Below are 23,310 nucleotides of genomic sequence, written 5' to 3'. Positions count from 1 at the left end.
ATCTGCGAAACCTAGGAGTTCTCATGTCCGCCCGCTTCACCGACAAGGTCGTCCTGGTCACCGGTGCCGCCGGAGTCGTCGGCCGCACTACCGCCCTCGCCTTCGCCAGGGAGGGCGCCACCGTGGTGGTGGCCGACCGCAACGAGGACGGCGTCGACGAGACCGTGAAGCTGATCGAGGAGGAGGGCGGGAAGGCCGGCGGCGTGCTGGTCGACGTCGCCGACTCCGCCTCGCTGGCCAACGCGGTGCGGCACGCCGTCGAGACCCACGGCGGCCTGCACGTGGCCTTCAACAACGCCGGCATCCTCCGCGGCGGCACCCCCGTCGCCGAGCACGACGAGCAGGCCTGGCACGACTCCATCGCGGTCAACCTGACCGGCGTGTTCTTCGCCCTCAAGCACCAGATCGCCCACATGAGCGCCCACGGCGGCGGCACCATCGTCAACACCGCCTCCAACCTCGGCGCCCACTGGCGGCTGGCCAACATGGCGGCGTACTCGACCTCCAAGGCCGGCGTCTCCTACCTGACCAAGACCGCCGCGCTGGAGGCGATCCCGCATGGCGTCCGGATCAACTCGATCAGCCCCGGCCCGATCGACACCCCGATGTCCTACCTGCCGGGCGAGACCCGTGAGCAGCGCGACGCCCGCCTCGGCCCGACCGTCCCGCTGGGCCGGGTCGCCGACCCGGCGGAGATCGCCAAGGCGGTGCTCTGGCTGGCCTCCGAGGAGTCCAGCTTCGTGGTCGGCCACGACCACGTGATCGACGGCGGCGCCACCGCCTGACGCCGCGTCACACCGCTGGGCGGGCCCGGACCACCACCCCCGTGGGCGGCCCGGACCCGCCTTGCCGCCACCCCTGCGCCCTGTCCCGTTCTCAGCCCCGCTCGGCCGCGGAGCGCTCCACCTCGGCGATCACCTGCCCGGCCATCCGCTCCGCGAAGCGGTTTCCGACCACGCAGCCCACCACGATCGCCGCCACCAGCATCACCGTGCCCAGCCACACCATGGTCTCCACCGGCAGCACGTACGCGCAGACCGCCTTGACCGCGCACTCCGCGACCAGCACCGACCCCCAGGCCAGCGAGAAGTTCCGCTCGTTCCGGCGGAACTCCGCCGAGCCGGCCATCAGCCGCCCCCAGGCCGCCTCCCGCCCGGCCCGCCCCTTCACCACGAAGGGCTTCATCCCCGCCGTCATCAGCGGCCGCCCGAGCAGCGCGGTGACGATCATCGAGCCGCCGATCACGCTGCTCAACAGCGCGTCCTTGACCAGCATCAACCGGGCGTCCCCCGCGACCAGCGACAGTCCGATCCCGGCCACGTTGACCACCAGCATCACCGCCGCGAGCGCGTTCACCCGCCGCTCCCGCATCAGCCCCGCCACCGTCCGCACCACCGGCACCGCACTCGCCACCGCCAGCGAGGCCACCAACCCCATCCCCAGCACCGAGTGCGCCAGGTAGTACGCCCCCAACGGCACCGCCACGTCCACCGCCAGCGGCTTCAACCCCGCCCACGCGTCCCCGCCCCGCCCCTGCTCCGCCCGCTGGACCGCCGTGCCCTCGATGACCGCCATGACCGCTCCCCGTTGTCCGTCCCCGCCGTTCTCCGACCCCTCAAGACTCCCGCCGACCAGGCCCCCTGATGCAGTGCCACCCGTTGCCGAAACCGCATGACGGTTGTCACGCCCCGGCCGCGCTCCGGTGGCGGGACCACCACCGGGCGGTGAGGGTGGGGCGCGGGGGTCGGCTCTGGCGGAAGGAGATGTGCGGATGGTCGAGGTGACGGGACCGTATGCGGTCGGGACGCCCTGTTGGGTGGACCTGACCTCGAAGGACCAGCAGGCGGCGCTGGACTTCTACCGGGACCTGCTCGGGTGGCAGGGGCAGGTCGGGCCGCCGGAGTTCGGCGGGTACGCGGTCTGTGACCTGAACGGCCGTCCGGTGGCCGGGGTGATGGGGCCGGTGCCGACGGAACCGGGTCAGCCGGCGGTGCCGCCGAACTGGACCACGTACCTGGCGACCGACGACGCGGACGCCACGCTGACCGCGATCGGCGACAACGGCGGGACGGTGCTGTTCCCGGTGATGGACGTCGGCACCATCGGCCGGATGCTGGTGGCCGCCGACCCGACCGGCGCGGTGTTCGGGGTCTGGCAGCCGCTGGAGTTCCCGGGTGCGGGGGTCTGGGGCGAGGCGGGGGCGGTGGTCTGGAACGAGCTGCGCACGCCCGCGCCGGACGCGGCCGGCGTGTTCTACAACGCGGTCTTCGGGGTGCAGATCGCGCCGATGGAGCAGATGCCCGAGTACCTGTCCTTCAACGTGAACGGCAAGAGCAGCGGCGGCGTCACCACCCTGGAGGGCGACCCGCCCGGCACCCCGCCGCACTGGCGCACCTACTTCGGCGTGGACGACACCGACTCCACCGTGGACGCCCTGGTCAAGGCCGGCGGCACCGTGCTGGAGCCGCCCACCGACTACCCGTGGGGGCGCAACGCCCTGGTCCAGGACCGGGACGGCGCGGTGTTCGCCCTGCTGAAGCCCAATCCGATGTGACGGACCGCCAGGCGGCCGGAGCCGCCCGTTCGCGACGCGCCAGAAACGCCGCGAATGGGCGGTTCTCCGTGCCGTTCGGGCCAGACTGAAGGCCATGCTGGGGCTTCCGGACCACATCCACGCGTTCCTGTTCGACCTCGACGGCGTGTTGACGCAGACGGCCAAGGTGCACGCGGCCGCCTGGAAGGACATGTTCGACGCCTTCCTGCGCGAGGAGGCCGACCGCACCGGCGGAGCCTTCGTGCCCTTCGACCCGGTCGCCGACTACGACACCTACGTGGACGGCCGCCCCAGACTCGACGGCACCCGCACCTTCCTGGCCGCCCGCGGCATCACCCTTCCCGAGGGCGCCCCGGACGACCCGCCCGGCACCCGCAGCGTGGCCGGGCTCGGCAACGCCAAGAACGAGACCGTGCTGCGGCTGATCGAGGAGCAGGGCGTGCAGCCCTACCCGGGGTCGGTGGAGTACCTGCACCGGCTGGCCGCGCTCGGCCTGCCCCGGGCCGTGGTCTCCTCCAGCGCCAACTGCCGGGACGTGCTGCGCGCGGCCGGCATCGACGGGCTCTTCGACGTGGTGGTGGACGGCCTGGTGGCGCAGCGGGACCACCTGCCCGGCAAGCCGGCCCCGGACACCTACCTGGCCGCCGCGAAGGCGCTGGGCACCGAGCCGGCCCGGGCCGCCGTCTTCGAGGACGCGCTGGCCGGGGTCGCGGCCGGCCGGGCCGGAGGTTTCGGCACCGTGGTCGGGGTGAACCGCACGGGGCAGGCCGAGGCGCTGCGCGAGCACGGCGCCGACCTGGTGGTGGACGACCTGGCCGAGCTGATCCCGACGCAGGAGGACCGCGGATGACCGCGCACGGCAGCTTCACCGTCGACCCCTGGGGCGTGCTGGAGACCGGCCTCGACCTGGCCGCGATGGCCCGCTCCGAGTCGGTCTTCGCGCTCTCCAACGGCCACATCGGCCTGCGGGCCAACCTCGACGAGGGCGAGCCGCACGGCCTGCCGGGCACGTACCTGAACGGGGTCTTCGAGCTGCGCCCGCTGCCGTACGCGGAGGGCGGCTACGGCTACCCCGAGTCCGGTCAGAGCGTCATCAACGTCACCAACGGGAAGATCATCCGACTGCTGGTGGACGACGAGCCCTTCGATCTGCGCTACGGCGAACTCCGCAGTCACCAGCGGCGGTTGGACTTCCGGGACGGCCTGCTGCGGCGCGAGGCGGAGTGGACCTCCCCGGCTGGACGGACCGTCAAGGTGGTCTCCACCCGGCTGGTCTCGCTCACCCAGCGGGCCGTCGCCTCGGTGGACTACCGGGTGACGGCGGTGGACGGTCCGGTGCGGATCGTGCTGCAGTCCGAGCTGGTGGCCAACGAGCAGCTGCCCGGCGGCCAGGAGGCCGACCCGAGGGCCGCCGCCGTGCTGGAGGCCCCGCTGCTGGCCGAGGCCTCCTCGGCGGCCGGCACCAAGGCGGTGCTGGTGCACCGCACCCGGCACAGCGGCCAGCGGGTGGCGGTCGGCATGGACCACGTGATCGAGGGCCCGGAGGGCTTCAACGTCACCGGGGAGAGCGACGAGAACCAGGCCCGGATCAGCGTCACCACCGTGCTCAAGCCCGGCGAGGAGCTGCGGCTCACCAAGTTCACCGCCTACGGCTGGTCGGCGACCCGTTCGCTGCCCGCCGTCCGGGACCAGGTGGAGGCCGCGCTGACCGCCGCGCGGTACACCGGCTGGAACGGGCTGGTGGCCGAACAGCGGGACTACCTGCGGGAGTTCTGGGAGACCAGCGACGTCCAGATCGAGGGCGACGTCGAGCTCCAGCAGGCCGTCCGGTTCGCCCTCTTCCACGTCCTCCAGGCCGGCGCCCGGAGCGAGGAACGGGCCATCCCCGCCAAGGGGTTGACCGGCCCGGGCTACGACGGGCACAGCTTCTGGGACACCGAGACCTTCGTGCTCCCGGTGCTCACCTACTGCCTGCCCGAGGCGGTCAAGCAGGCCCTGCGCTGGCGGCACACCACCCTGCCGCTGGCCCGCGACCGGGCGGCCCAACTCGGCCTGGCCGGCGCGGTGTTCCCCTGGCGGACGATCCGCGGCGAGGAGTGCTCCGGCTACTGGCCGGCCGGTACCGCCGCCTTCCACATCGGCGCCGACATCGCCGTCGCGGTGGCCCGCTACGTGCGGGCCACCGGGGACGTGGAGTTCGAACGCACCCACGGGCTGGAGCTGTTGGTGGAGACGGCCCGGATGTGGCGCTCGCTCGGGCACCACGACGCGGCCGGCCGGTTCCGGATCGAGGGCGTCACCGGGCCCGACGAGTACAGCGCGGTGGCCGACAACAACGTCTTCACCAACCTGATGGCGCAGACCAACCTGCGCGCCGCCGCCGAGGCCGCCGCCCGTCACCAGGTGGAGGCCGCCGCCCTCGGCGTCGGCACCGAGGAGACCGCCGCCTGGCGGGACGCCGCCCGGGCCATGTACGTCCCCTACGACGAGAAGCTCGGCGTGCACCCGCAGGCCGACGGCTTCACCGACCACCAGTTCTGGGACTTCGACGCCACCCCGCCGGAGAAGTACCCGCTGCTGCTGCACTACCCGTACTTCGACCTGTACCGCAAGCAGGTGGTCAAGCAGGCCGACCTGGTGCTGGCCATGCAGGTGCGCGGGGACGCCTTCACCGACGAGCAGAAGGCCCGCAACTTCGCCTACTACGAGCGCCTGACCGTCCGGGACTCCTCGCTCTCCGCCTGCACCCAGGCGGTCATCGCGGCCGAGGTGGGCCAGCTCGACCTGGCCTACGACTACACCGCCGAGGCCGCCCTGATGGACCTCCACGACCTCGGCGGCAACACCAAGGACGGCCTGCACATGGCCTCGCTGGCCGGCGCCTGCCTGGCCCTGGTGGCCGGCTTCGGCGGCCTGCGGGACCACGCCGAGCACCTCTCCTTCCGCCCCCGGCTGCCCGCCGGCCTGCGCCGGCTGGCCTTCGCCCTGGTGGTCCGGGGCAACCTGCTGCACGTCGAGATCACCCACACCCGCACCACCTACACCCTGCGCCGGGGCAACCCGATGACCGTCCTGCACGAGGGCGAACCCCTGCACGTCGAAGCCGGCCGCCCCGCCTCCCGCCCGATGGCCGCCCCCGCCCCGGTGGAGCGCTGCGCCCAGCCCCCCGGCCGCGAACCCGCCCGCCGCCAGCAGACCCCCGGCCCGGCCGTCGGCAGCGGCGTCGAGCCCTCCACCCACCTCGCGGCCGAGTAGCCGCACGACCCTGACGTACCGTCCGACGAGAGCGGGAGGCCCTGTGGGCAGCAGCGTGGCCGAGCAGATGGTGGAGGTGCTCCGGGAGGCCGGGGTGGAGCGGGTCTACGGGGTGGTGGGCGACAGCCTCAACCCGGTGGTGGACGCGATCCGGCGGACGGAGGGCATCGAGTGGGTGCACGTCCGCAACGAGGAGGCCGGGGCCTTCGCGGCCGCCGGGGAGGCCGAACTGACGGGGCGTCTGGCGGTCTGCGCGGGCTCCTGCGGGCCCGGCAACACCCACCTCATCCAGGGCCTCTACGACGCCCAGCGCAGCGGGCTGCCGGTGCTGGCGCTGGCCTCGCACATCCCGTCCTCGCAGATCGGCACCGGCTTCTTCCAGGAGACCCACCCGGAGCGGGTGTTCACCGACTGCAGCAGCTGGTGCGAGACCGTCTCCACCCCGGCCCAGCTGCCCCGGCTGCTCCGGATCGGCATCCAGCACGCCCTCGGCTCGCCCGGCGTCGCGGTGCTGGTCTTCCCCGGCGACGTGGCCGCCCTCCCCGCCGCCCACCCGACCGGCACCGGCCACTACCTGACCGAACGGGCGGTGGCGGCCCCGCCCTGGTCCCAGGTGCAGGAGCTGGCACGGAGGCTGAACGCGGCCGAGAAGGTCGCGGTGTTCGCCGGCGCGGGGGTGCGGGACGCGCACGCCGAGGTGATGGAGCTGGCCGGGCGGGTGCTGGCCCCGGTCGGGCACTCGCTGCGCGGCAAGGAGTGGATCCAGTACGACAACCCGTACGACGTCGGCATGAGCGGCCTGCTCGGCTACGGCGCCTGCCACCAGGCCCTGCACGAGGCCGACCTGGTGCTGCTGCTCGGCACCGACTTCCCCTACGACTCCTTCCTGCCGGGGCGCGACACCATCCAGGTCGACCACGACGCGACCCGGCTCGGGCGCCGCACACCGCTGGAGCTGGCGGTGCACGGCGACGTGGCGGCCACCCTGCGGGCGGTGCTGCCGCTGCTGGAGCAGAAGACCGACCGGGCCTTCCTGGACGACCTGCTCGACCGGCACTGCAAGGCGCTGGAGGAGGTGGTCGGCGCCTACACGAAGAAGATCGAGAAGCACGTGCCGATCCACCCGGAGTACGTCGCCTCGGTGCTGGACGAACTCGCCGACGAGGACGCCGTGTTCACCGTGGACACCGGCATGAACAACGTCTGGGCCGCGCGGTACCTGAGCCCGAACGGACGGCGCCGGGTGATCGGGTCCTTCCTGCACGGCTCGATGGCCAACGCCCTGCCGCACGCGATCGGGGCCCAACTGGCCGCCCCGGGGCGGCAGGTGGTCTCGATGTCGGGGGACGGCGGGATCGGCATGCTGCTCGGCGAGCTGCTGACGCTGGCGAAGTACTGGCTGCCGGTGAAGACGGTGGTGTTCAACAACGGGGCGCTCGGCATGATCAAGCTGGAGATGCTGGTCAGCGGCTACCCCGAGACCGAGACCGACAACGGCGACGTGGACTACGCGGCGCTCGCCCGCGCGGTCGGCCTCCAGGCGATGCGGGTCACCGACCCGGCGAAGGTCCGCGAGGTCCTCGCCGAAGCCCTCTCCCGCCCCGGCCCCGTCCTGGTCGACGTCGTCACCGACCCCAACGCCCTCTCCATCCCGCCCCACATCACCGCCGCCCAACTCAAGGGCTTCGCCCTGGCCGCCGGCAGGACCGTCCTCTCCGGAGGCGTCGGCCGCATGATCGACCTCGCGAGGAGCAACCTCCGCAACATCCCGAGGCCATGAGGTACGTGGCTACGCCGCTGGGGGCGCGAGGAACTGCGCGAGTACGGAAGGCGGCCCAGCGTGAGGTCGGGGCACGTCAGCCAGTTGCACGTGGTGCCGTTCCCCCGCGCGCCCCGCGGCGGAGCCGCAGATCAGCAGAGCCTCGCGCCCCTGGCATCACGTTCTGCCGCGTCCTGCGAGACGGCCACCTTGCCTCACAGGCAAAAAGCTTGCCCGGAGGGCAGGGAAGCGGTGGACTGGGTCCATGAACGCGGACCAGTTCGAGGTGGACGGCCTCGGGGCCCGGCTGCGGGAGCACCGCTCCGCCGCACGCCTCACCCTGGAGGCCGCAGCCGCCCGGGTCGGGCTCTCGCCAGCCTACCTGTCGAGGCTGGAGACCGGACAGCGGCAGCCCTCCCTCCCGGCGCTGCTCGGGCTGGCCCGGGAGTACGGGACCACCGTGTCGGGCCTGCTCGGCGAGCAGCAGGGCGAGCCGGAGCCGGTGATCCGGGGCGGAGTGATCGAGCCGGGGCGGACGGGCGGCTGGGGGTACCGGCGGGCGGGTGCGCCCGGAAGGGCGATGCAGGCGCTGCACGTCCAGGTGCCGCCGGACGTCCAGGACGCCGTCGTGAGGGTCCACCCGGGGGAGGAGTGGCTCTGGGTGGTGAAGGGACGGCTCCGGCTGACCCTGGCCGACCAGGACCACCTGCTGGAGCCGGGCGACTCCGCGCACTTCGACTCGCTCACCCCGCACTGCATCGCCGCCGACTCCCCGGCCGGCGTCGAACTCCTCTTCCTGCACACCCTGTTGCAGAGTCCGGGCAGCAGCCTCTGCCTGCCCGCTCCCCACTGAAAGGGGCACCACCATGGCCAAGTCCAGCCTCGTCCCCGGCCGCCGCTTCGACCGCCGCGTGCTCTGGCGGGTGTTCATCTACATGGTCGCCACGCACGCCTTCCTGGGCTTCCTCGCGCTGCTCTTCGAGATCGGCTCGCGCAACAACTGACGCCCCCTCACAGCCGCGCCAGCGTGCACAGCGCGTCCAGCGCCCCCGGGAAGGCGTGCTCCGGCGGGGTCGCGTACCCGATCACCAACCCCGACCTCGTCCCGGCCGGCGCAGGCCCGGCCGACGGCGTCCGGCACCCGCTCAACGTGTTCAACGACAGCCCCGACCACCCGGCGTGGCGCAGCAGTTCGGCGTCGCTCAACGAACCGGCCGGAAGCCGCAGCACCGCGTGCAGCCCGGCCGCGATCCCCGTCACCTCCACCTCGGGGGCCCGCTCCGCCAGGGCGGCCACCAGCCGGTCGCGCCGCCGCCGGTAGTGCAGGCGGCAGCGCCGGACGTGCCGGTCGAAGCCGCCGGAGACGATCAGCTCGGCCAGTGTCAGCTGGTCCGTCACCCCTGACTGACCGTCCGCCAACTCCTTCTGCCGGACCACCGGTTCGACCAGTTCGGCCGGCAGTGCCAGCCACCCCAGCCGCAGGCCGGGGGCCAGGCTCTTGCTGGCGGTGCCCGCGTACACCACCCGCTCGGGGTCCAGTGCCTGGAGGGCCCCGACCGGTTGGCGGTCGTAGCGGAACTCCCCGTCGTAGTCGTCCTCGATCACGAAGCCGCCGCTCTCCCGGGCCCAGGCCACCGCGGCCGCCCGCCGGGCGGGACGCAGCGGCACGCCGGTCGGGTACTGGTGGGCGGCGGTGAGCACCACCGCGCCCGTCCCGGCCCCGGCGGTCAGCCCGCCGAGCAGGTCGGTGCGGGCGCCGCCGGCGTCCAGCGGGACGGAGACGGTCCGCAGACCGGTGGCGGTGATCACCTCCTGCTGCGGCGGCAGCCCGTACTCCTCCACCGCCACCGACCGCGCGCCGCGCTCGCCGAGCGCGCGGCAGAGCAGGCCGAGGCCCTGCTGGTAGCCGGCGCAGACCAGGATGCGCTCGGGGTCGGTGCGCACGCCCCGGGCGCGGGCCAGGTAGTCGGCCAGGGCTCGGCGCAGTTCGATCCGGCCGCGCGGGTCGGTGTAGCTGAAGGCCTCGTGCGGGGCGGTGGCCAGCGCGCGGCGGCCGGCCGCCAGCCAGGCGGAGCGGGGGAAGAGGCTGAGGTCGGGGCGGCCGGGCATCAGGTCGTAGCGGGCCGCCGGGACGCGCGGCGGGGTGCTGGGCGGGGCCACCGCCGGGGCGCCGCCCCGGTCGGCGACCACGGTGCCGGAGCCCTGACGGGCGGTCAGCCAGCCCTCGGCGGTGAGCTGGGCGTAGGCCTCGGCCACGGTGTTGCGGGCGATGCCGAGGTCGGTGGCCAGCGCCCGGGAGGAGGGCAGCCGGGTGCCGGCGGGCAGGCGGCCGCTCCGGGAGGCCTCCCGGACCGCCTCCTCCAGGGCGGCCCGCAGGCCGAGGCCCCGGGCCCGGCCCGCCGTCAGGTCGAGGTGCAGGTCTCCGCCGAAAGTGGCCCACGATTCCATGGCGTCAATGAACCACGGGAGCGGGCCGCCGCGCACCTACGGTCGAGGCATGAGCAACGGAGAGAACGACTACGTGACCGCCCCCGAGCAGCGCTTCTCGATGCCGGAGCTGGCACCGGACTGGTACCGGGCGATGATCGGGATGGACCGGGAGTCGCGGACCCTGGTGGACCCGGCGCTGGCCGAGCTGGTCCGCACCCGGGCCTCGCAGATCAACGGCTGCGCCTACTGCGTGGACATGCACGCCACCGACGCCCGGCACGGCGGCGAGCAGGAGCACCGGCTGTACGCGCTGCCGGTCTGGCAGGAGACGCCCTACTTCACCGCGGCCGAGCGGGCCGCGCTGGCGCTGACCGAGGCGGTCACCCGGATCGCCGACGGGCCGGTGCCGGACGAGGTGTACCAGGAGGCGGAGAAGCACTTCGAGCCGGCCGCGCTGGCCCAGCTGGTGACCGTGATCATCGCGATCAACGCCTGGAACCGGATCGGCGTCACCGCGCGGATGAGCCCCGCGCCGAAGCGGAGCTGAGGTCTCCGGAAAGAATCTTCCGAGCGGCCGTCACATCCGGGCCGCGGGCCGTGTCGGTGGGGTGAGAGCGGCCGGAGCGGCGAGCAACCGCCCCGGCTCCCCATCCCGAACGAGGAGCCCATCGATGAACGTCACCACCACCGTCGTCACCGTGATCGCCGCCCTGATGTCGGGCTTCTCGGCCTACGCGCTGCTGTCGCGCCAGGTCTGGGTGGTCCAGCCGCTGGAGCAGTACGGCGTGCCGAAGGGCTGGTGGAACCTGCTGGGCGCGGCCAAGGCGGCCGGCGCGCTCGGCCTGCTGGTCGGCCTGGCGGTGGAGCCGCTCGGCCTGGCCGCCGGGATCGGCCTGGTGGCCTACTACGGCGGCGCGGTGGTCACCGTGCTGCGGGCCCGGGCCTGGGGGCACGTCCCGTTCCCGATGGTCTACGCCGCCCCGGTGGTGGCCGCTCTGGTGCTCGCCGCCTGAGCCGGCCGACCGGGTCCGGCGAGTCGGGTCCGACGAGCCGGGGTCGGGTACCGGAAACCGCCGGTCGGCCCCGCACGGAGCTGAGATGGTGAAGGACATGACGACGACTCAGAACGACCAGCGGGCCAAGGCCGAACTCCTGCACGCCCTGCACACCCCGGGCGATCCCCTGGTACTGGCCAACGTGTGGGACGCCGCGACCGCCCGCCTGGTGGAGGCGGCCGGCGCTCCCGCCGTGGCCACCGCGAGCGCCAGCGTCTCCTGGACCAGGGGCGTGCCGGACGGCGGCGGCCTCGACCTGGCCGGGGCACTGGCCCAGACCGCCCTGGTGGTCCGGGCGGTGGAGGTACCGGTGACGGCCGACCTGGAGGACGGGCTGGCGCCCGACGCCGCCGGGGTCGGCCGGGCCGTCACCGAACTGCTCGCGCTCGGCGCCGTCGGCGTGAACCTGGAGGACGGCCTGCGCCCGGTCGCCGAGGCGGCCGAGCGGATCGCGGCGGCCCGGGCAGCGGCCGAGGCGGCGGGCGTGCGGCTGTACGTCAACGCCCGCACCGACGTCTTCGTCCAGGGCGACCGGGACGTCACCGAGACGGTGGAGCGGGCCCGGGCCTACCTGGCGGCGGGGGCCAGCGGGATCTTCGTGCCCGGCGCGGGCGACCCGGCGGTGATCGCCGAGCTGCTGGCCGCGCTCCCCGGGGTGCCGCTGAACGTGATGGCGGGCCCCGGCGCCCCCGCGGTGGCCGAGCTGGCGAAGCTCGGCGTGGCCCGGATCAGCCTGGGCCCCGGCCTGGCCAAGGCCGCCTACGCCGCCGCCCGCCGTGCCGCCGAGGAGCTGTACGCCCACGGGACCTACCAGGCCCTCGAAGGCGGCCTGGAGTACGGCGAGTTGAACGCCCTGTTCGACTGAGACCGCCCGATCGGGGTGGTGGCTACGCCTTCGGGGGCGCGAGGCTCCGCTGATCCGCGGCTCCGCCGCGTGGGCGCGGGTACGGAAGGCGGCCTGGTAAGTGGTCATGCCGGGGCCTCCGGCCCCGGCGGGGCGCTTGCCGGTTGCCTACTTCGGCACGGCCGTGCCCGCGCTGCAGAGCGGGGCGGCGGCGGAGGCGTTCTTGCCGAGCAGCGGGATGCCGCCGATCTGCTGGACGCAGGTCTCGGACGCCGAGGTGGAGGCCGAGGCCGACTTGACGGAGTCGAGCTTCCCGCCCATGTTGCTGCCGGCGTGGGCGGCAGGGGCGGCGAGGGAGAGACCGGCCATGGTGAGGGCGGCGAGCGCCGTGATCTTACGCATGGCCGGTCCAACGACCGGGCCGCCCCGGCGGTCACCGGTGCGGGCCCGGATCAGCCCTGACGGACCAACAGGGTCTTCACGCTGTTGCTGACGAACGAGGCGATCGGCTCCGGCGCCGGACCGTCCGCGAGCCGCAGCCCGGGGAAGCGGGTGAAGAGCAGCCGCAGCGCGGTCTCCGCCTCCAGCCGGGCGAGGCCCGCGCCCAGGCAGAAGTGCGGGCCGTGGCCGAGCGAGAGGTGCTTGACCGGGGCCCGGCCCAGGTCGAAGCGGTCCGCGTCCGGGAAGTGCCCGGAGTCCCGGCCCGCCGCCGCGTACGAGGCCAGCAGCGCCTCGCCCTGACGGATGGTCACCTCGCCGACCTGGATGTCCTCCGCGGCGTAGCGCAGCGGGAACTGGCCGACCGGGGAGTCGTAGCGCAGGGTCTCCTCGACCACCGCGGCCCAGCTGTACGTGCCGTCCAGCACCGCGGCCAGCTGGTCCGGGTGGGCCAGCAGGGCACGGACCGCGTTGGTGATCAGGTTGAGCGTGGTCTCGTGTCCGGCCACCAGCATCAGCAGCAGGGTGCCGACCAGCTCCATCTCGGTCAGCCGGTCGTCGGCCTCCCGGGCGGCGATCAGGTCGGTGGTCAGGTCGTCGCCCGGCTCCGCCCGCTTGGCCGCCGCCAGCCCGCCGAGCAGGGCGAACAGGCCCTGCTGCGCGGCCACCGCGGCCCCCGGCGTGGCGGAGCTGCTGACCAGGGTGTTGGAGAGCTCGTGCAGCTCGTCCTGCTGCTTCGGCGGCAGGCCCAGCAGCTCGCCGATCACCTGCATCGGCAGCGGGTAGGCGAAGTGCTCGCGCAGGTCGAAGTCGCCCTCCAGCAGGGCGACCCCGTCCAGCAGGGCGGTGGCCCGGGCCTCGATGGCCGGGGCCAGCTCGGCTGTCCGGCGCGGGGTGAAGGCCTGGGTGACCAGTCCGCGCAGCCGCCGGTGGTCCGCACCGTCGGCGGTCACCATGCCGGGCACGGTGACGAAGTTCATCAGCGGCCAGCCCTCGGGCAGCCGGCCCTCCCGGAAGGTGGTCCACAGCTGCGGGTTCTTGCCCACCCGGGGGTCGTTCAGCAGCGCCTGGAGGGTGTCGTGGTGGGTTACCGCCCAGACCACCACCCCGCCAGGGAGTTCCACCAGGACCGCAGGCCCGGCCGCCCGGAGCCCGGCGTTCTCGGTGTGCTGGTCGGCTCCGAAGGGGTCGAGGCGGACGGGCTGGGGGGCGAGGGCGGAGTCCATGCGGGCCTTTCGACGGGGGGAGTGCGCGGGGGAGTGAAGGCGCTGTAGAGCACCGGCAGGGCGACCAGGGCGCGCGACCAGGGGGACGGCCGCCAGGCCAGCTCGTGGGCGGGGACGGCCAGTTGGAGGTCGGGCAGCCGGTGGAGCAGGGTCTCCACGGCGGTCTCCACGATCATCCGGGCCGGGTGCTGGGCCGGGCAGACGTGCCGGCCGGCGCCCCAGGCCAGGTGCGCCCGGTTGCCGCCGAGCCCCTCGCCGGAGGGCTGCTGCACCGCCGGGTCGGCGTTGGCGGCGGCCAGGCCGAGCACCAGCATGTCGCCCGCCGAGATGTACTGGCCGCCCAGTACGGTGTCCGAAGTCGCCCACCGGCCGGGGAAGTTCTGGGTCGGAGGGTCGCGCCAGAGCACCTCCTCCAGGGCGTCCGAGACGGTGAGGCGGCCACCGGTCAGGGTGGCCCGGAACCGGCGGTCGGTGAGCAGCAGGCGCAGCGTGTTGCCGGTCCAGTTGATGGTGGTCTCGTTGCCCGCCACCATCAGCACCACCAGGTGGTGCACCGCCTCCTCGTCGGAGAGCCCGGCGGGGTGCGCCAGCAGCCAGGAGGTCAGGTCGGCGGCCGGGGCCTGGCGCCGGCTGCGGACCAGGTCCAGCAGGATCGCCTGGAACTCGGCGTTGGCCCGCACCGACTTGTCGCTGCTGTCCACGAAGTGGCTGATCAGCTCGACGATGTGCGGCCCGGCCTCGGCCGGCAGGCCGATCAGCTGGGTGAAGACCATCAGCGGCAGCCGGCGCGCGTACTGGGCGATCAGGTCGGCGGTGCCGTCCGGGCCCCAGCCGTCGATCAGGGTGTCGGCGGCCGCCTCGGTCGCCTGCCGCAGCTGCCGGTGGTCGACCTGGGCCAGGGTGTCCGACACCGCCGCGCGCAGCCGGGCGTGCTCGGCACCGTCCAGGTTGAGCAGCGTCGGACGCCAGGAGGTCATCGGCAGCAGCCGGGAGTCGGCGCGCAGCCGCCCCTCGGCCGGCACCCGCCAGCGGCGCGAGTCCTTGGAGAACAGCTGCTCGTTGCGGGTCAGTTCGAGCAGCTCGGGGTAGCCGAGCACCAGCCAGGCCTCCACCCCCGGCTCCAGCTCGATCGGGGCCACCGGGCCGTACTGCGCGCGCAGCCGGGCGTACAGGCCGTGCGGGTCGTCGGCCACGGCGGCGCCGTACAGGCCGGTGACCGAGGGGGCTTGGTGCGCGGGGCAGCCGGGCGGCGGCGAGGCCGCCGCGTCCGGCTTGGGGGTGGTCATGGCTGGAGCTCCAGAACGGCGGTCGAGTGGAGGTGGTCCACGAAGTCGATCAGGACGTCGTAGGAGGCCCGGCGGTCCCGGGCGTCGCAGTGCAGGATCGGCACCTCGGGCAGCAGGTCGAGCGCCGCCCGGAGCTCCTCCTCGGGGTAACTCGGGGAATCCGGGAAGGTGTTGACGGCCACGGCGAAGGGGATCCGCTGCTGTTCCAGCTGTCCCAGCACGTCGAAGCTCTCCTCGATCCGGCGCGCGTCCACCAGTGCGATGGCGCCCAGCGCCCCGCGCGAGAGGTCCTCCCAGAGCGGCCAGAACCGCTGCTGCCCCGGGGTGCCGAACAGGTAGAGCGCCAGCCGGGAGTTGAGGGTGATCCGGCCGAAGTCCAGCGCCACCGTGGTGGTGGTCTTCTCCGGACGGCCCGTCAGGTCGTCCACGTCCGCCCCGGCGGCGGTCATGGTCTCCTCGGTGCGCAGCGGGTCGATCTCGCTGAGCGAGCCGACCAGAGTGGTCTTGCCGACCCCGAACGGGCCGGTGACCAGGATCTTCACGGCTCCCTGGACGGTGTCCGGCAGGTAGGACGGGTGTGGCTCAACGGAGTTGGCGGAGGCCAACGAGCACCTCCTCCAAGAGGGCGGTGGGCAGCAGGTCGGCCTGCGGCACGGGGGGACGGACGTGGACGGCTCCGGCGTCCCAGAGGTCGCCGATCAGCACCCGGACAACGCCCAGCGGCAGCCGCAGGTGGGCGGCGATCTCGGCCACCGAGAGCAGCTCCCGGCAGAGCGTGAGGATCCGCAGTTGCTCACGGTTCAGGCCGGGGGCGGGCTCGGTGCCGGTGGCGGCGACCAGGCTCTCCAGCGCGAGCGTGTTCCGGCTCGGCCGGCTCCGACCGCCGGTGATCACGTACGGCCGGACCGGGCCGCCGGCACTCACCGGGTGCTCCCGGCCGCCTGCTCCACCCGGGGCGGGCTGGTCAGGTGGGCCCCGATCCGCTCCACCAGCACCTGCATCTGGTACGCCACCAGCCCGGCGTCCACCGCCTCGCCGGTCACCACCGCGAGGTGCGCCCCGGCCCCGGCCGCCACCACGAAGAGGTAGCCGCCGCCGTACTCGACCACGATCTGCCGGGTCGAGCTCTGCGGGCCGCCGAAGCCCTGCGCCACGCCCCGGGCCAGCGACTGCAGGCCGGAGCAGGCGGCGGCCAGCCGCTCGGCGTCGTCGCGGTGGATCCGCTCGCTGCGGCCGATCTCCAGGCCGTCGTTGGACACCACGATGGCGTGCTGGACCTCGGGCACGTTGACGATGTCGGCGAGCAGCCAGCCGAGGTCAGGATTGGGGGTCATGGAAGTCTCCGGGGCGCTGGGGAAGTTCAGGGGAGTGGGAGAAGCCGTCCTGCTGTCGTCCGGCCGCCGAGCGGCCGCTGGCGGTGCCCGCCTGGAAGAGCGACATGAAGGCCCGGGCCTCCCGGGCGGAGCGCGGCGGCACGGGGGTGCCGCCGGTGGTGCCGCTCCTGGGAGCGGAGTCGCCGCGCCGGTTGGTGCGGCGGGGAAGGCTGCTGCCGGAGACCGGCGGGGGTTCCACCGGCTCGGGAAGCACGGCCCTGGTCTGGTGCGGCAGGGGCGTGGGCAGCGGTTCGGTGAGCAGCGCGGTCGGCAGCAGCACCACCACCCGGACCCCGCCGTACGGGGAGGGCGCCGAGCTGAGGGTGACCCGGAAGCCGTACTGCTCGGCCAGCCGGCCGACCGCCGCCAGGCCCAACTGCGGTACCTCGCCCAGCCGGGAGAGCTCCAGGGTGGAGCCTCCGGCCAGCGCGGCGGCGGCCTTCTCGACGGCGTGCTCGGCCATCCCGACGCCGCCGTCGTCGATCTCGATCACGGCGCCGTTGTGCACCGGCATCAGGGTGACGAAGACCTGGGTGCTGGGCGGCGAGTACCTGGTCGCGTTGTCCAGCAGCTCGGCCACCGCGTGGATCAGCGCCTCGGCGGCCGCGCCGATCACCGCGGTCTCGATCCGGCTGCTCACCACCACCCGCTGGAACGGCAGGATCCGCGACTGGGCGCCGCGCACCACGTCCTCCAGCGCCACCGGCTCCGGCCAGTGCCGCCCGGCCCGGGCGCCGCAGAGCACCGCCAGGGTCTGGGCCAGCCGGGCCTGTTGGGCCGCCGCGTGGTCGGCCCGCAGCAGGCCCTCCAGCAACTCCGGGTCGTCGTGGTTGCGTTCCATCTCGTCCAGCCCGGCCTGCTGGTCGTGCGCCATCACCAGGATGCGGCGGGCGACGCTCAGGAAGGCGCGCTGGGTGTTGGCGTTGAGCTCCTGCTCGCGCTGGACGGCGGCCGTCTCGGAGGTCCGCCGGGCGGCCTCCGCCCGTGCCCGCTCGTGGAGTTCGGCGTTCTCGCGCTCCTGCCGGTCCAGCGCGGTGCGCAGCGTCCGGCCGACCGCGCGGTACCGGGCGGCGGTCAGGAGGGCGAGGACGGCGACGGCTCCGAGGGCCGCCGCGATCCACTGAGTCATCGTCACGCGGCGAATTCTAGGGTGGTCATCCTACGGGCGGATGAACGGATCTGACGTTCAGTGACCTCATCGGACCGGATGGTGGGACGCCGCCGACCAGCTCTGACGCATCCGTGCAGGTCGGCGGCGGTACACCGTCAATTTTCGGTACCCACAGGTAATTTCAGTCGAGTACGGGGACCCGGTGCAGGAGCAGCAGGGCCACGTCGTCCGGCCGCGAACGCCGTTCGGTCACGTTCAGCGTGAGCAGGTCCGCCATCCGCTCCAGCCCCGCCTGCGGGGTGGCCCTGGTCGGCCCGCCGGTGCGCCGGCTCCAGAGCTCCAGCCCACCCAGCATCCGCCGCACCGAGTGGTCGTAGTCCTCCGCCCGGTCCTCGACCAGGCCGTCCGTGTACACCAGCAGGGTGTCGCCCACCCCGAGCCGACCCGTCGTCAACGGGTAGGCGGCGCCGGGCTCCACGCCCAGCGGCGGCCCGCCCGGCAGCTCCAGCTCCACGGCCCGGTGCCCCGACACCCGCACCGGCGAGGTGTGCCCGGCCCGCGCACCGGTCAGCTCCCCGGTGGCCGGATCCAGCACCAGGTACAGGCAGGTGGCGAACAGGTCGGTGTCCAGCTCGGCCAGCAGCCGGCTGGTCCGGGCCAGCGTCGCCGCCGGATCGTGCCCGTCGGTCGCGTACGCCCGCAGCCCGCTGCGCAGCTGCCCCATCACCGCGGTGGCCTCGGCGTTGTGCCCCTGCACGTCGCCGATCACCACGCCCACCCGGCCGTCCGGCAGCGGCAGCAGGTCGTACCAGTCCCCGCCGATCTGCATCCCCTCGGTGCTCGGCAGGTACCGCGCCGCCGCCACCACCCCGCGCACCCGCGGCAGGCTGCGCGGCAGCATCGCCCGCTGCAGCTCGGTCGCCCGGTGGTGGTGGGTGTCGTACAGCCGGGCCCGCTCCAGCGACTGCGCCAGGATCCCGGCGAAGGCCGAGTACATCGTCCGGTCCTCCCGGCCGAACACCCGCTCGGTGGCGAAGGTGATCAGGCAGGAGCCGACCTGCCGCCCGGAGGCCACCAGCGGCAGCACCGCCCAGGCCGCCGGAGTCAGCGGCCCCTGCGGCCGCGCACCGCCCGGCTCGCTGAACAGCGGCACCGACCGGGTCAGCGAGGACTGCATCACCCCCGCCGAGAGGTCGTGCAGCCGGCTCAGCTCGCTCCGGTACGGCCCGCCGAAGACCTCGTGCGAGATCGGCAGTAAGCGGCCCTCGTCCACCAGGTCCAGCACCAGCCCCGAGGCGCCCAGCGCCGGCCGGGCGATGTCCGTCATCGCCGTGGTCACGTCCCGCACCGTCACCGCCCGGGAGAGCGTCCTGGTCAGCGCCAGCAGCAGCGCCGAACGCGCCGCCGCCCCGGCCGACCCCTCCCCGTACGGCTGTGACCCGCACGGCTGTGACCCGTGCGGCTGCGCGGGCGGAGCCGCCGCCACCCGCTGACGGTCCGTCAACAGCCCCGCCACCCGCACCGGCCGCCCGTGCACGTCCAGCATCACCTCGCCGTCCTCCCGGACGTGCGTCAGCTCCCCGTCCGCCCGCACCACCCGGTACGCGAAGCGGTACGGGCCGCCCGAGGAGAGCGCCTCCGCCATCGCCGCCTGCAGGTCCGGCAGGTCCTCCGGGTGCACCAGCCCGGTGATGTCCGGCGCCGGCGCGGTGTCCGCCTCCGGCGGCGGTTCCAGCCCGAACAGCCGGTACGCCCGGGCGTCCCAACTGGTCTCGCCCGTCACCAGGTCCCGCTCGAACGCGCCCGCCCCGGCCGCCCGGGCCGCCAGCGCCAGCAGCGGCCGCCCGGCCGCCGCCGTCCCGGCCCGCACCCCCGGCGGTATGCGGTCGGCCGCCTGCACGTGGTCGATCAGGTGCGACAGCCGGTGCGCGACCGCCTCCGCGAGGGTCTCCAGCACGTCCACGTCCCGGCGCGGCACCGTGCCCCGGTGGGCCAGCGACAGCGCCAGCGAACCGATCGCCACCCCGTCCACCACCAGCGGCAGCACCGCGAGCGCCACCAGGCCGGTGCCCCGGCCGGCGTGCGTGCCCGGATAGTCCGCACCGGTCTGCTCCGGGCTCAGCAGCACCGGCTCCCGGCGCTTCAGCGCCAGCGCGGCGGGCAGCTCCGAGGCCGGGTCCACCAGGCCGTACCGCTCGTGCGCCCACTCCGGCAGGCCGTGCGAGGCCGCCAGCCGCAGCATCCCCTCGCCGTCCGTCAGGTACAGCGCGGACCCCTCGCCCGTGATCCACCCCGGGCCCTCCGACAGGATCGTCCCGAGCAGCTCGGCCGCCCCGTGCGCCCGCAGCAGCAGCCGCACGCAGCGCATCACCGTCCGCGGCCCCTGGGTACGGGCCGCCCCCTCCTCGGAGGCCAGCCACGGCTCGGTCAGGTCCATCGCAGACTCCGGCCCTTCCGCACGCGGGGTAGTGCGCCCATCCTATTTGCGCGCGCCGGGTTTCGGCGGCTGCGCCGCGTCGACGGTGGTTGCACCAGGGGCGCGGGGAACTGCGCGAGTCCGGAAGGCGGCCCAGCGCTCGATCGGGGCAGGCGAGCCAGTTGCACGTGGTGCCGTTCCCCCGCGCGCAGTTCCTCGCGCCCCTGGCGGCGTAGCCGCTCCCGTCAGCCGAGGCGGCGGTGGACGACGACCACGGTGCGGTCGTCGGCGACGTCCGGGGCCACGGCGTCGAGGAGGGCGGTGGCGGGGTCGCCCACCGCGGAGCGGAGCAGCGGGGCGGCGGTGGCGAGCATCCGCCCGATCCCGTCGTCGATGTCCTCGCCGGGGACCTCGACCAGGCCGTCGCTGTAGAGCAGCAGCGAATCGCCGTGGTCGAGCTGGCCGTGCACGGGCGGGTACCGCGACCCGGCCAGGATGCCCAGCGCGGGCCCGCCGTCGGTGGCGAGCAGCCAGCTGCCGCCGTTCGCCCGGTGGTAGTGGGCGGCGGGCGGGTGGCCGGCGTTGAAGAGGCGGTAGCCGCCGTGCGAGGGGTGCAGGGCCAGGTGGACGGCGGTGGCGAACTCCTCCTCCCAGTCGAGCCGGGCGAGGTAGTCGTTGGCGGTGGGCAGGAAGGCCTCCGGCGGCACCGAGCCGAGCAGCATCGCGAAGGCCCCGGAGAGGTGCATCGACCGCGCGGCGGCCCGGCTGCCCTTGCCGGAGACGTCCACCAGCACCACCTCCAGCAGGTCCTGCTCCGGCCGGTGCGAGGCGAGCAGGAAGTCCCCGGAGAAGAAGGTGCCGGAGACCGGCGCCAGCGCCTGGTGGAAGCGCCAGTCGAGCAGCCGGCCGGGGAGGCGCCCGAGCGCGGTGGTCCGCTCGGAGAGTTCGAGCAGCATGGCGTCGCCCCGGGTGCCGCGGAGTCCGAGCCGGCTGCGGTGACGCGAGGTCAGCAGCACGGTCAGCGCGGAGACGATCACCACCCAGGTGGAGCCGGGGGTGAGGCCGAGCGGTTCGCGCCAGAGGAAGCAGGCGCCCAGGCCGAGCGCGACCGGGACCAGCAGGGCCAGCTGACGCCGGGTGTGGAGCAGGAAGCCGCCGAGGATCACCGGCAGCACCAGGGCGGACGGCGGGCAGCCGGTCGGGAAGACCACGGCCAGCAGGGCGAGCAGCAGGGCGAGCACCGAGAGCAGGCCGAGCGCGGCCTTCTCGGCGGACGGGTCCCCGTCCAGGAGCTGGCTGGCCCAGCGTCCGCCGGGCCCGCGCCGCAGCCGGTCCGCGAGCCGGCGTCCGAGCGTGGTGACTGCGGGCACCTGACCTCCGCCGGTGGCTGACCTTCCGTCAGGCCACTCTAGGCAGGAACCCCGTGCGGCACCCGCCGGCCTGGGCCAACGGGCCTACCGGCGGCCGGACTACTGCCCGTCGCACTCGCCGTAGGACTCCTGCCGGCGGGCCGGGACGCTGCGCAGCGAGCGGATGCCGAGCGCGATGGCCAGCAGGCGGCGCCCGATGGAGACGGCGGGCGCGGCGGCCGGGGTGCGGCCGGAGCCGGCGAGGGGGGTGCGCTGCGCCGGGACCAGCCCGGTGGCGGGCCGGGCGGCGGGCGTGGTCTGCGTCATGCGCACGTCCTTCGGACTGGTGTCGGTACGGGTACGTACCGGAAGGCTGTCAGTGTCACCCGGCCTCGGCGACGGTTCGGTATCGAAAACCACCCGAACGGATACCGTTCCCGTGAACTGGTATCTAACCCCCCGTCGGCCAGTTCCGCAGCCCCTCGACCACTACCCCGATCAGCCGCTCCCGAGTCACCGTCAGTTCGGCGCTCAGCCGGAACGCCCCGGCGGCGGCCAGCGAGGCGAAGCCGTGGGCCGTCGAACGGACCGCGCGGGCGGCGTGCACCGCCTCCTCGCCGGTCAGCCCGTAGCCGTCCAGGACGGTGAGGATCACGCCGACCAGGCGGGCGGCCGCGGCGGTCAGTTCGGGGTCGTCCTGGGGGGCCTGGGGGAGGGCGGCGTAGCGGCGCGGGTACCGGTCGGCGTAGTCGAGGTAGGCGCCGAGCAGCGCGGTGGCGGCCGAGTCCCGGCCGAGCCCCCGGACCGCCGCGGCCAGCCGCTCGGCCAGCTCCTCGGTGACCCGGACGGCGATCAGCCGGCGCAGCTCGGCCAGGCCGCCGGGGACGTGCTTGTAGAGCGAGGGGGTGGCGACGCCCGCGCGGGCGGCGACCGAAGCGAGGGTGAGGGCGTCGGGCCCCTGAGCGTCGATCAGCTCCACGGCGTGGTCCACCACGCCGGCGGGGGTGAGTCCGACCCTGGGCATCAGCGAACCTCGTGCAGGAAGGGGAGCAGGGCGTCGGCGGTGGCCTGCGGGTACTCCGCCATCGGGTAGTGCCCGGCACCGTCGATCATCACCTTACGGGCCGTCAGGGCCGCCGTCTGGCGGTCGGCCACCGCCTCCGGGTCCGGGAAGTCCGGGTCCTGGCCGCCCATCAGGACCAGTGCGGGGCAGCGGACCCCCGCCGTCCAGCCCACGGGGGAGGAGTCGCCGGTGACGTAGCCCCGGGTGGCCTTCTTGCGGCCGGGGGTGCGCAGGGCGGCGACCGAGGCCGCCTTGTACGCGGCGAAGTCGGCGGGCTTGGCGCCCGGGTAGGCCTTGTCCAGGTAGAGGCCCCAGAAGGCGGGGACGTGCACCAGGGCCAGGCCCAGGGCCTTGAGCAGGGCGCGCTGGGCGGCCGTCGGCGGCAGGTTCTCCACGAAGGCGTCGATCAGGGCGATCCCGGCGATCCGCTCCGGGGCGTCGGCGGCGGCCCTGACCACGGTGGCGCCGGTGTAGGAGTTCCCGGCCAGCGCGGCGCGCTCGACCCCGAGGTGGTCGAGCAGGGCCAGCACGTTGCCGGCCAGGGCGGCGGGGGAGTAGTCGTCCCAGTCGACCGAGGACTCGCCGAAGCCGCGCAGGTCGAGGGTGATCACCCGGTGGCCGGCCGCGGCCAGCAGCGGGCGCAGGTACCGGTAGACCGTGCGGGAGTCGAGCATGCCGGGGAGCAGGACCACCGGCAGGCCGGTGCCCGGAGTGTCGTCGTAGGCCAGCCGGCCGCCGGGGAGGTCGAGGTACCGGGTCTCGGGGTGCGAAAGCGTCGTCATGCCTCAAAGCTAAGGCTAATAGCCTTAGCCGTCAACGGGTGCGGCGGTGCTAGCGTGCGGACCGGAGAAGTCCGAATGCGGAAGGGGCGTCATGCCGTTCATCAACGTCAAGCAGCTGTCCGGCCGGAGCGAGGAGCAGCGGGCGGAGATCGCCCGCGAGCTCACCGCGACCTACGCCCGGATCACCGGCGTGAGTCCGGAGAACATCTGGGTGGCGATCGAGGAGGTCCCGGCCGAGAACTGGTCCTCGGGCGGCGAGACCTTCGCGGCCAAGCGCGCCAAGGGCTGACGGCCGGTCAGGCGGGGGCCACTTCGACGTCCAGCAGCGCCAGGCCCACAACGCGCTCGACGACGCCCGGGTGCTGGCCG

General features: G+C 74.3%; 25 protein-coding genes. 11 read left to right on the top strand and 14 right to left on the bottom strand.

All coding sequences use genetic code 11. The annotated features are described in order from the left end of the window. Window positions 1–23: 23 nt before the first annotated feature. Window positions 24–785, top strand: coding sequence for an SDR family NAD(P)-dependent oxidoreductase (locus ACWCYY_RS39115; RefSeq protein WP_345280349.1), 762 nt, complete (start codon window positions 24–26; stop codon window positions 783–785). A gap of 91 nt (window positions 786–876) precedes the next feature. Here ACWCYY_RS39115 and ACWCYY_RS39110 read toward each other — a convergent pair whose 3' ends face one another. Continuing rightward, window positions 877–1,575 (bottom strand): VC0807 family protein, encoded by a 699-nt coding sequence (locus ACWCYY_RS39110; RefSeq protein ID WP_449798788.1) that lies wholly within the window; start codon window positions 1,573–1,575, stop codon window positions 877–879. 196 nt (window positions 1,576–1,771) lie between these two features. Between ACWCYY_RS39110 and ACWCYY_RS39105 the strand changes: the two genes are divergently transcribed. The 6 genes from ACWCYY_RS39105 to ACWCYY_RS39080 all read left to right on the top strand — a co-directional run bounded on the left by ACWCYY_RS39105 (window position 1,772) and on the right by ACWCYY_RS39080 (window position 8,572). Further along, complete coding sequence (locus ACWCYY_RS39105; protein WP_345280344.1) at window positions 1,772–2,554, top strand: VOC family protein; 783 nt, start codon at window positions 1,772–1,774, stop codon at window positions 2,552–2,554. A gap of 94 nt (window positions 2,555–2,648) precedes the next feature. Continuing rightward, the gene (locus tag ACWCYY_RS39100) at window positions 2,649–3,404 is read left to right on the top strand and encodes an HAD family hydrolase (protein WP_345280342.1); all 756 of its coding nucleotides are present in this window, start codon (window positions 2,649–2,651) and stop codon (window positions 3,402–3,404) included. Beyond that, window positions 3,401–5,809: a glycoside hydrolase family 65 protein gene (locus tag ACWCYY_RS39095; RefSeq protein WP_449798787.1), complete on the top strand. Its 2,409-nt coding sequence runs from the start codon at window positions 3,401–3,403 to the stop codon at window positions 5,807–5,809. Before ACWCYY_RS39100 ends, ACWCYY_RS39095 begins: the two co-directional genes overlap by 4 nt. A gap of 43 nt (window positions 5,810–5,852) precedes the next feature. Further along, window positions 5,853–7,589, top strand: coding sequence for a pyruvate dehydrogenase (locus tag ACWCYY_RS39090; protein WP_449798786.1), 1,737 nt, complete (start codon window positions 5,853–5,855; stop codon window positions 7,587–7,589). A 244-nt stretch (window positions 7,590–7,833) separates the two neighbouring features. Beyond that, on the top strand, window positions 7,834–8,421 hold the full coding sequence (locus tag ACWCYY_RS39085; RefSeq protein WP_345280336.1) for a helix-turn-helix domain-containing protein: 588 nt from the start codon (window positions 7,834–7,836) through the stop codon (window positions 8,419–8,421). A 13-nt stretch (window positions 8,422–8,434) separates the two neighbouring features. Then, window positions 8,435–8,572 carry a DUF6126 family protein gene (locus tag ACWCYY_RS39080; RefSeq protein WP_345280334.1) on the top strand — a complete coding sequence of 46 codons (138 nt, stop codon included), beginning with the start codon at window positions 8,435–8,437 and terminating at the stop codon, window positions 8,570–8,572. 7 nt (window positions 8,573–8,579) lie between these two features. Here the strand turns inward: ACWCYY_RS39080 and pdxR are convergent, their stop codons facing one another. Further along, window positions 8,580–10,016 carry a MocR-like pyridoxine biosynthesis transcription factor PdxR gene (pdxR, locus tag ACWCYY_RS39075; RefSeq protein ID WP_449798785.1) on the bottom strand — a complete coding sequence of 479 codons (1,437 nt, stop codon included), beginning with the start codon at window positions 10,014–10,016 and terminating at the stop codon, window positions 8,580–8,582. Between the two features lie 49 nt (window positions 10,017–10,065). On the opposite strand from pdxR, the gene ACWCYY_RS39070 reads away from it, so the two are divergent. The 3 genes from ACWCYY_RS39070 (at window position 10,066) to ACWCYY_RS39060 (ending at window position 11,918) form a co-directional block, all read left to right on the top strand. Then, window positions 10,066–10,545 carry a carboxymuconolactone decarboxylase family protein gene (locus ACWCYY_RS39070; protein WP_345280331.1) on the top strand — a complete coding sequence of 160 codons (480 nt, stop codon included), beginning with the start codon at window positions 10,066–10,068 and terminating at the stop codon, window positions 10,543–10,545. A gap of 124 nt (window positions 10,546–10,669) precedes the next feature. Then, window positions 10,670–11,011: a DoxX family protein gene (locus ACWCYY_RS39065; RefSeq protein ID WP_345280329.1), complete on the top strand. Its 342-nt coding sequence runs from the start codon at window positions 10,670–10,672 to the stop codon at window positions 11,009–11,011. Between the two features lie 97 nt (window positions 11,012–11,108). Further along, complete coding sequence (locus ACWCYY_RS39060; protein ID WP_345280327.1) at window positions 11,109–11,918, top strand: isocitrate lyase/PEP mutase family protein; 810 nt, start codon at window positions 11,109–11,111, stop codon at window positions 11,916–11,918. A 147-nt stretch (window positions 11,919–12,065) separates the two neighbouring features. On the opposite strand, the gene ACWCYY_RS39055 is transcribed toward ACWCYY_RS39060, so the two are convergent. The 12 genes from ACWCYY_RS39055 to ACWCYY_RS39000 all read right to left on the bottom strand — a co-directional run bounded on the left by ACWCYY_RS39055 (window position 12,066) and on the right by ACWCYY_RS39000 (window position 22,941). Further along, window positions 12,066–12,299: a hypothetical protein gene (locus tag ACWCYY_RS39055; RefSeq protein WP_449798784.1), complete on the bottom strand. Its 234-nt coding sequence runs from the start codon at window positions 12,297–12,299 to the stop codon at window positions 12,066–12,068. Between the two features lie 50 nt (window positions 12,300–12,349). Continuing rightward, window positions 12,350–13,459, bottom strand: coding sequence for a cytochrome P450 family protein (locus ACWCYY_RS39050; RefSeq protein WP_449798783.1), 1,110 nt, complete (start codon window positions 13,457–13,459; stop codon window positions 12,350–12,352). Continuing rightward, window positions 13,423–14,847 (bottom strand): cytochrome P450, encoded by a 1,425-nt coding sequence (locus tag ACWCYY_RS39045; protein ID WP_449798782.1) that lies wholly within the window; start codon window positions 14,845–14,847, stop codon window positions 13,423–13,425. The genes ACWCYY_RS39050 and ACWCYY_RS39045 overlap by 37 nt, the downstream gene beginning before the upstream one ends. After that, window positions 14,844–15,452: a GTP-binding protein gene (locus tag ACWCYY_RS39040; RefSeq protein ID WP_345284379.1), complete on the bottom strand. Its 609-nt coding sequence runs from the start codon at window positions 15,450–15,452 to the stop codon at window positions 14,844–14,846. The genes ACWCYY_RS39045 and ACWCYY_RS39040 overlap by 4 nt, the downstream gene beginning before the upstream one ends. Further along, window positions 15,430–15,771, bottom strand: coding sequence for a DUF742 domain-containing protein (locus ACWCYY_RS39035; RefSeq protein ID WP_345284381.1), 342 nt, complete (start codon window positions 15,769–15,771; stop codon window positions 15,430–15,432). Before ACWCYY_RS39035 ends, ACWCYY_RS39040 begins: the two co-directional genes overlap by 23 nt. Beyond that, window positions 15,768–16,181: a roadblock/LC7 domain-containing protein gene (locus ACWCYY_RS39030; protein WP_345284383.1), complete on the bottom strand. Its 414-nt coding sequence runs from the start codon at window positions 16,179–16,181 to the stop codon at window positions 15,768–15,770. Before ACWCYY_RS39030 ends, ACWCYY_RS39035 begins: the two co-directional genes overlap by 4 nt. Beyond that, window positions 16,165–17,349: a sensor histidine kinase gene (locus ACWCYY_RS39025; RefSeq protein WP_345284413.1), complete on the bottom strand. Its 1,185-nt coding sequence runs from the start codon at window positions 17,347–17,349 to the stop codon at window positions 16,165–16,167. Before ACWCYY_RS39025 ends, ACWCYY_RS39030 begins: the two co-directional genes overlap by 17 nt. Window positions 17,350–17,512: 163 nt before the next feature. Then, window positions 17,513–19,768 (bottom strand): SpoIIE family protein phosphatase, encoded by a 2,256-nt coding sequence (locus ACWCYY_RS39020; protein ID WP_449798781.1) that lies wholly within the window; start codon window positions 19,766–19,768, stop codon window positions 17,513–17,515. A 224-nt stretch (window positions 19,769–19,992) separates the two neighbouring features. Then, entirely contained in the window at window positions 19,993–21,117 is a 1,125-nt protein-coding gene (locus ACWCYY_RS39015) for a PP2C family protein-serine/threonine phosphatase (RefSeq protein WP_449798780.1), read from the bottom strand. A 99-nt stretch (window positions 21,118–21,216) separates the two neighbouring features. Continuing rightward, window positions 21,217–21,423, bottom strand: coding sequence for a hypothetical protein (locus ACWCYY_RS39010; RefSeq protein WP_449798779.1), 207 nt, complete (start codon window positions 21,421–21,423; stop codon window positions 21,217–21,219). Between the two features lie 124 nt (window positions 21,424–21,547). Beyond that, window positions 21,548–22,120, bottom strand: coding sequence for a TetR/AcrR family transcriptional regulator (locus ACWCYY_RS39005; RefSeq protein WP_449798778.1), 573 nt, complete (start codon window positions 22,118–22,120; stop codon window positions 21,548–21,550). Beyond that, window positions 22,120–22,941 (bottom strand): alpha/beta fold hydrolase, encoded by an 822-nt coding sequence (locus ACWCYY_RS39000; RefSeq protein WP_449798777.1) that lies wholly within the window; start codon window positions 22,939–22,941, stop codon window positions 22,120–22,122. The genes ACWCYY_RS39005 and ACWCYY_RS39000 overlap by 1 nt, the downstream gene beginning before the upstream one ends. Window positions 22,942–23,032: 91 nt before the next feature. On the opposite strand from ACWCYY_RS39000, the gene ACWCYY_RS38995 reads away from it, so the two are divergent. Next, entirely contained in the window at window positions 23,033–23,230 is a 198-nt protein-coding gene (locus tag ACWCYY_RS38995) for a tautomerase family protein (protein ID WP_345284394.1), read from the top strand. Window positions 23,231–23,310 lie beyond the last annotated feature (80 nt).

The organism is Kitasatospora sp. NPDC001664 (assembly GCF_053596675.1).
The sequence above is the reverse complement of the archived record's forward strand: the minus strand, read 5'-3'. Positions and strand labels throughout refer to the sequence as shown.

Coding starts and splice junctions, on each gene's coding strand:
- ACWCYY_RS39115 (WP_345280349.1), top strand. CDS start 24: ATGTCCGCCCGCTTCACCGACAAGGTCGTCCTGGTCACCGGTGCCGCC.
- ACWCYY_RS39110 (WP_449798788.1), bottom strand. CDS start 1,575: ATGGCGGTCATCGAGGGCACGGCGGTCCAGCGGGCGGAGCAGGGGCGG.
- ACWCYY_RS39105 (WP_345280344.1), top strand. CDS start 1,772: ATGGTCGAGGTGACGGGACCGTATGCGGTCGGGACGCCCTGTTGGGTG.
- ACWCYY_RS39100 (WP_345280342.1), top strand. CDS start 2,649: ATGCTGGGGCTTCCGGACCACATCCACGCGTTCCTGTTCGACCTCGAC.
- ACWCYY_RS39095 (WP_449798787.1), top strand. CDS start 3,401: ATGACCGCGCACGGCAGCTTCACCGTCGACCCCTGGGGCGTGCTGGAG.
- ACWCYY_RS39085 (WP_345280336.1), top strand. CDS start 7,834: ATGAACGCGGACCAGTTCGAGGTGGACGGCCTCGGGGCCCGGCTGCGG.
- ACWCYY_RS39080 (WP_345280334.1), top strand. CDS start 8,435: ATGGCCAAGTCCAGCCTCGTCCCCGGCCGCCGCTTCGACCGCCGCGTG.
- pdxR (WP_449798785.1), bottom strand. CDS start 10,016: ATGGAATCGTGGGCCACTTTCGGCGGAGACCTGCACCTCGACCTGACG.
- ACWCYY_RS39070 (WP_345280331.1), top strand. CDS start 10,066: ATGAGCAACGGAGAGAACGACTACGTGACCGCCCCCGAGCAGCGCTTC.
- ACWCYY_RS39065 (WP_345280329.1), top strand. CDS start 10,670: ATGAACGTCACCACCACCGTCGTCACCGTGATCGCCGCCCTGATGTCG.
- ACWCYY_RS39060 (WP_345280327.1), top strand. CDS start 11,109: ATGACGACGACTCAGAACGACCAGCGGGCCAAGGCCGAACTCCTGCAC.
- ACWCYY_RS39055 (WP_449798784.1), bottom strand. CDS start 12,299: ATGCGTAAGATCACGGCGCTCGCCGCCCTCACCATGGCCGGTCTCTCC.
- ACWCYY_RS39045 (WP_449798782.1), bottom strand. CDS start 14,847: ATGACCACCCCCAAGCCGGACGCGGCGGCCTCGCCGCCGCCCGGCTGC.
- ACWCYY_RS39030 (WP_345284383.1), bottom strand. CDS start 16,181: ATGACCCCCAATCCTGACCTCGGCTGGCTGCTCGCCGACATCGTCAAC.
- ACWCYY_RS39025 (WP_345284413.1), bottom strand. CDS start 17,349: ATGACTCAGTGGATCGCGGCGGCCCTCGGAGCCGTCGCCGTCCTCGCC.
- ACWCYY_RS39020 (WP_449798781.1), bottom strand. CDS start 19,768: ATGGACCTGACCGAGCCGTGGCTGGCCTCCGAGGAGGGGGCGGCCCGT.
- ACWCYY_RS39010 (WP_449798779.1), bottom strand. CDS start 21,423: ATGACGCAGACCACGCCCGCCGCCCGGCCCGCCACCGGGCTGGTCCCG.
- ACWCYY_RS39005 (WP_449798778.1), bottom strand. CDS start 22,120: ATGCCCAGGGTCGGACTCACCCCCGCCGGCGTGGTGGACCACGCCGTG.
- ACWCYY_RS39000 (WP_449798777.1), bottom strand. CDS start 22,941: ATGACGACGCTTTCGCACCCCGAGACCCGGTACCTCGACCTCCCCGGC.
- ACWCYY_RS38995 (WP_345284394.1), top strand. CDS start 23,033: ATGCCGTTCATCAACGTCAAGCAGCTGTCCGGCCGGAGCGAGGAGCAG.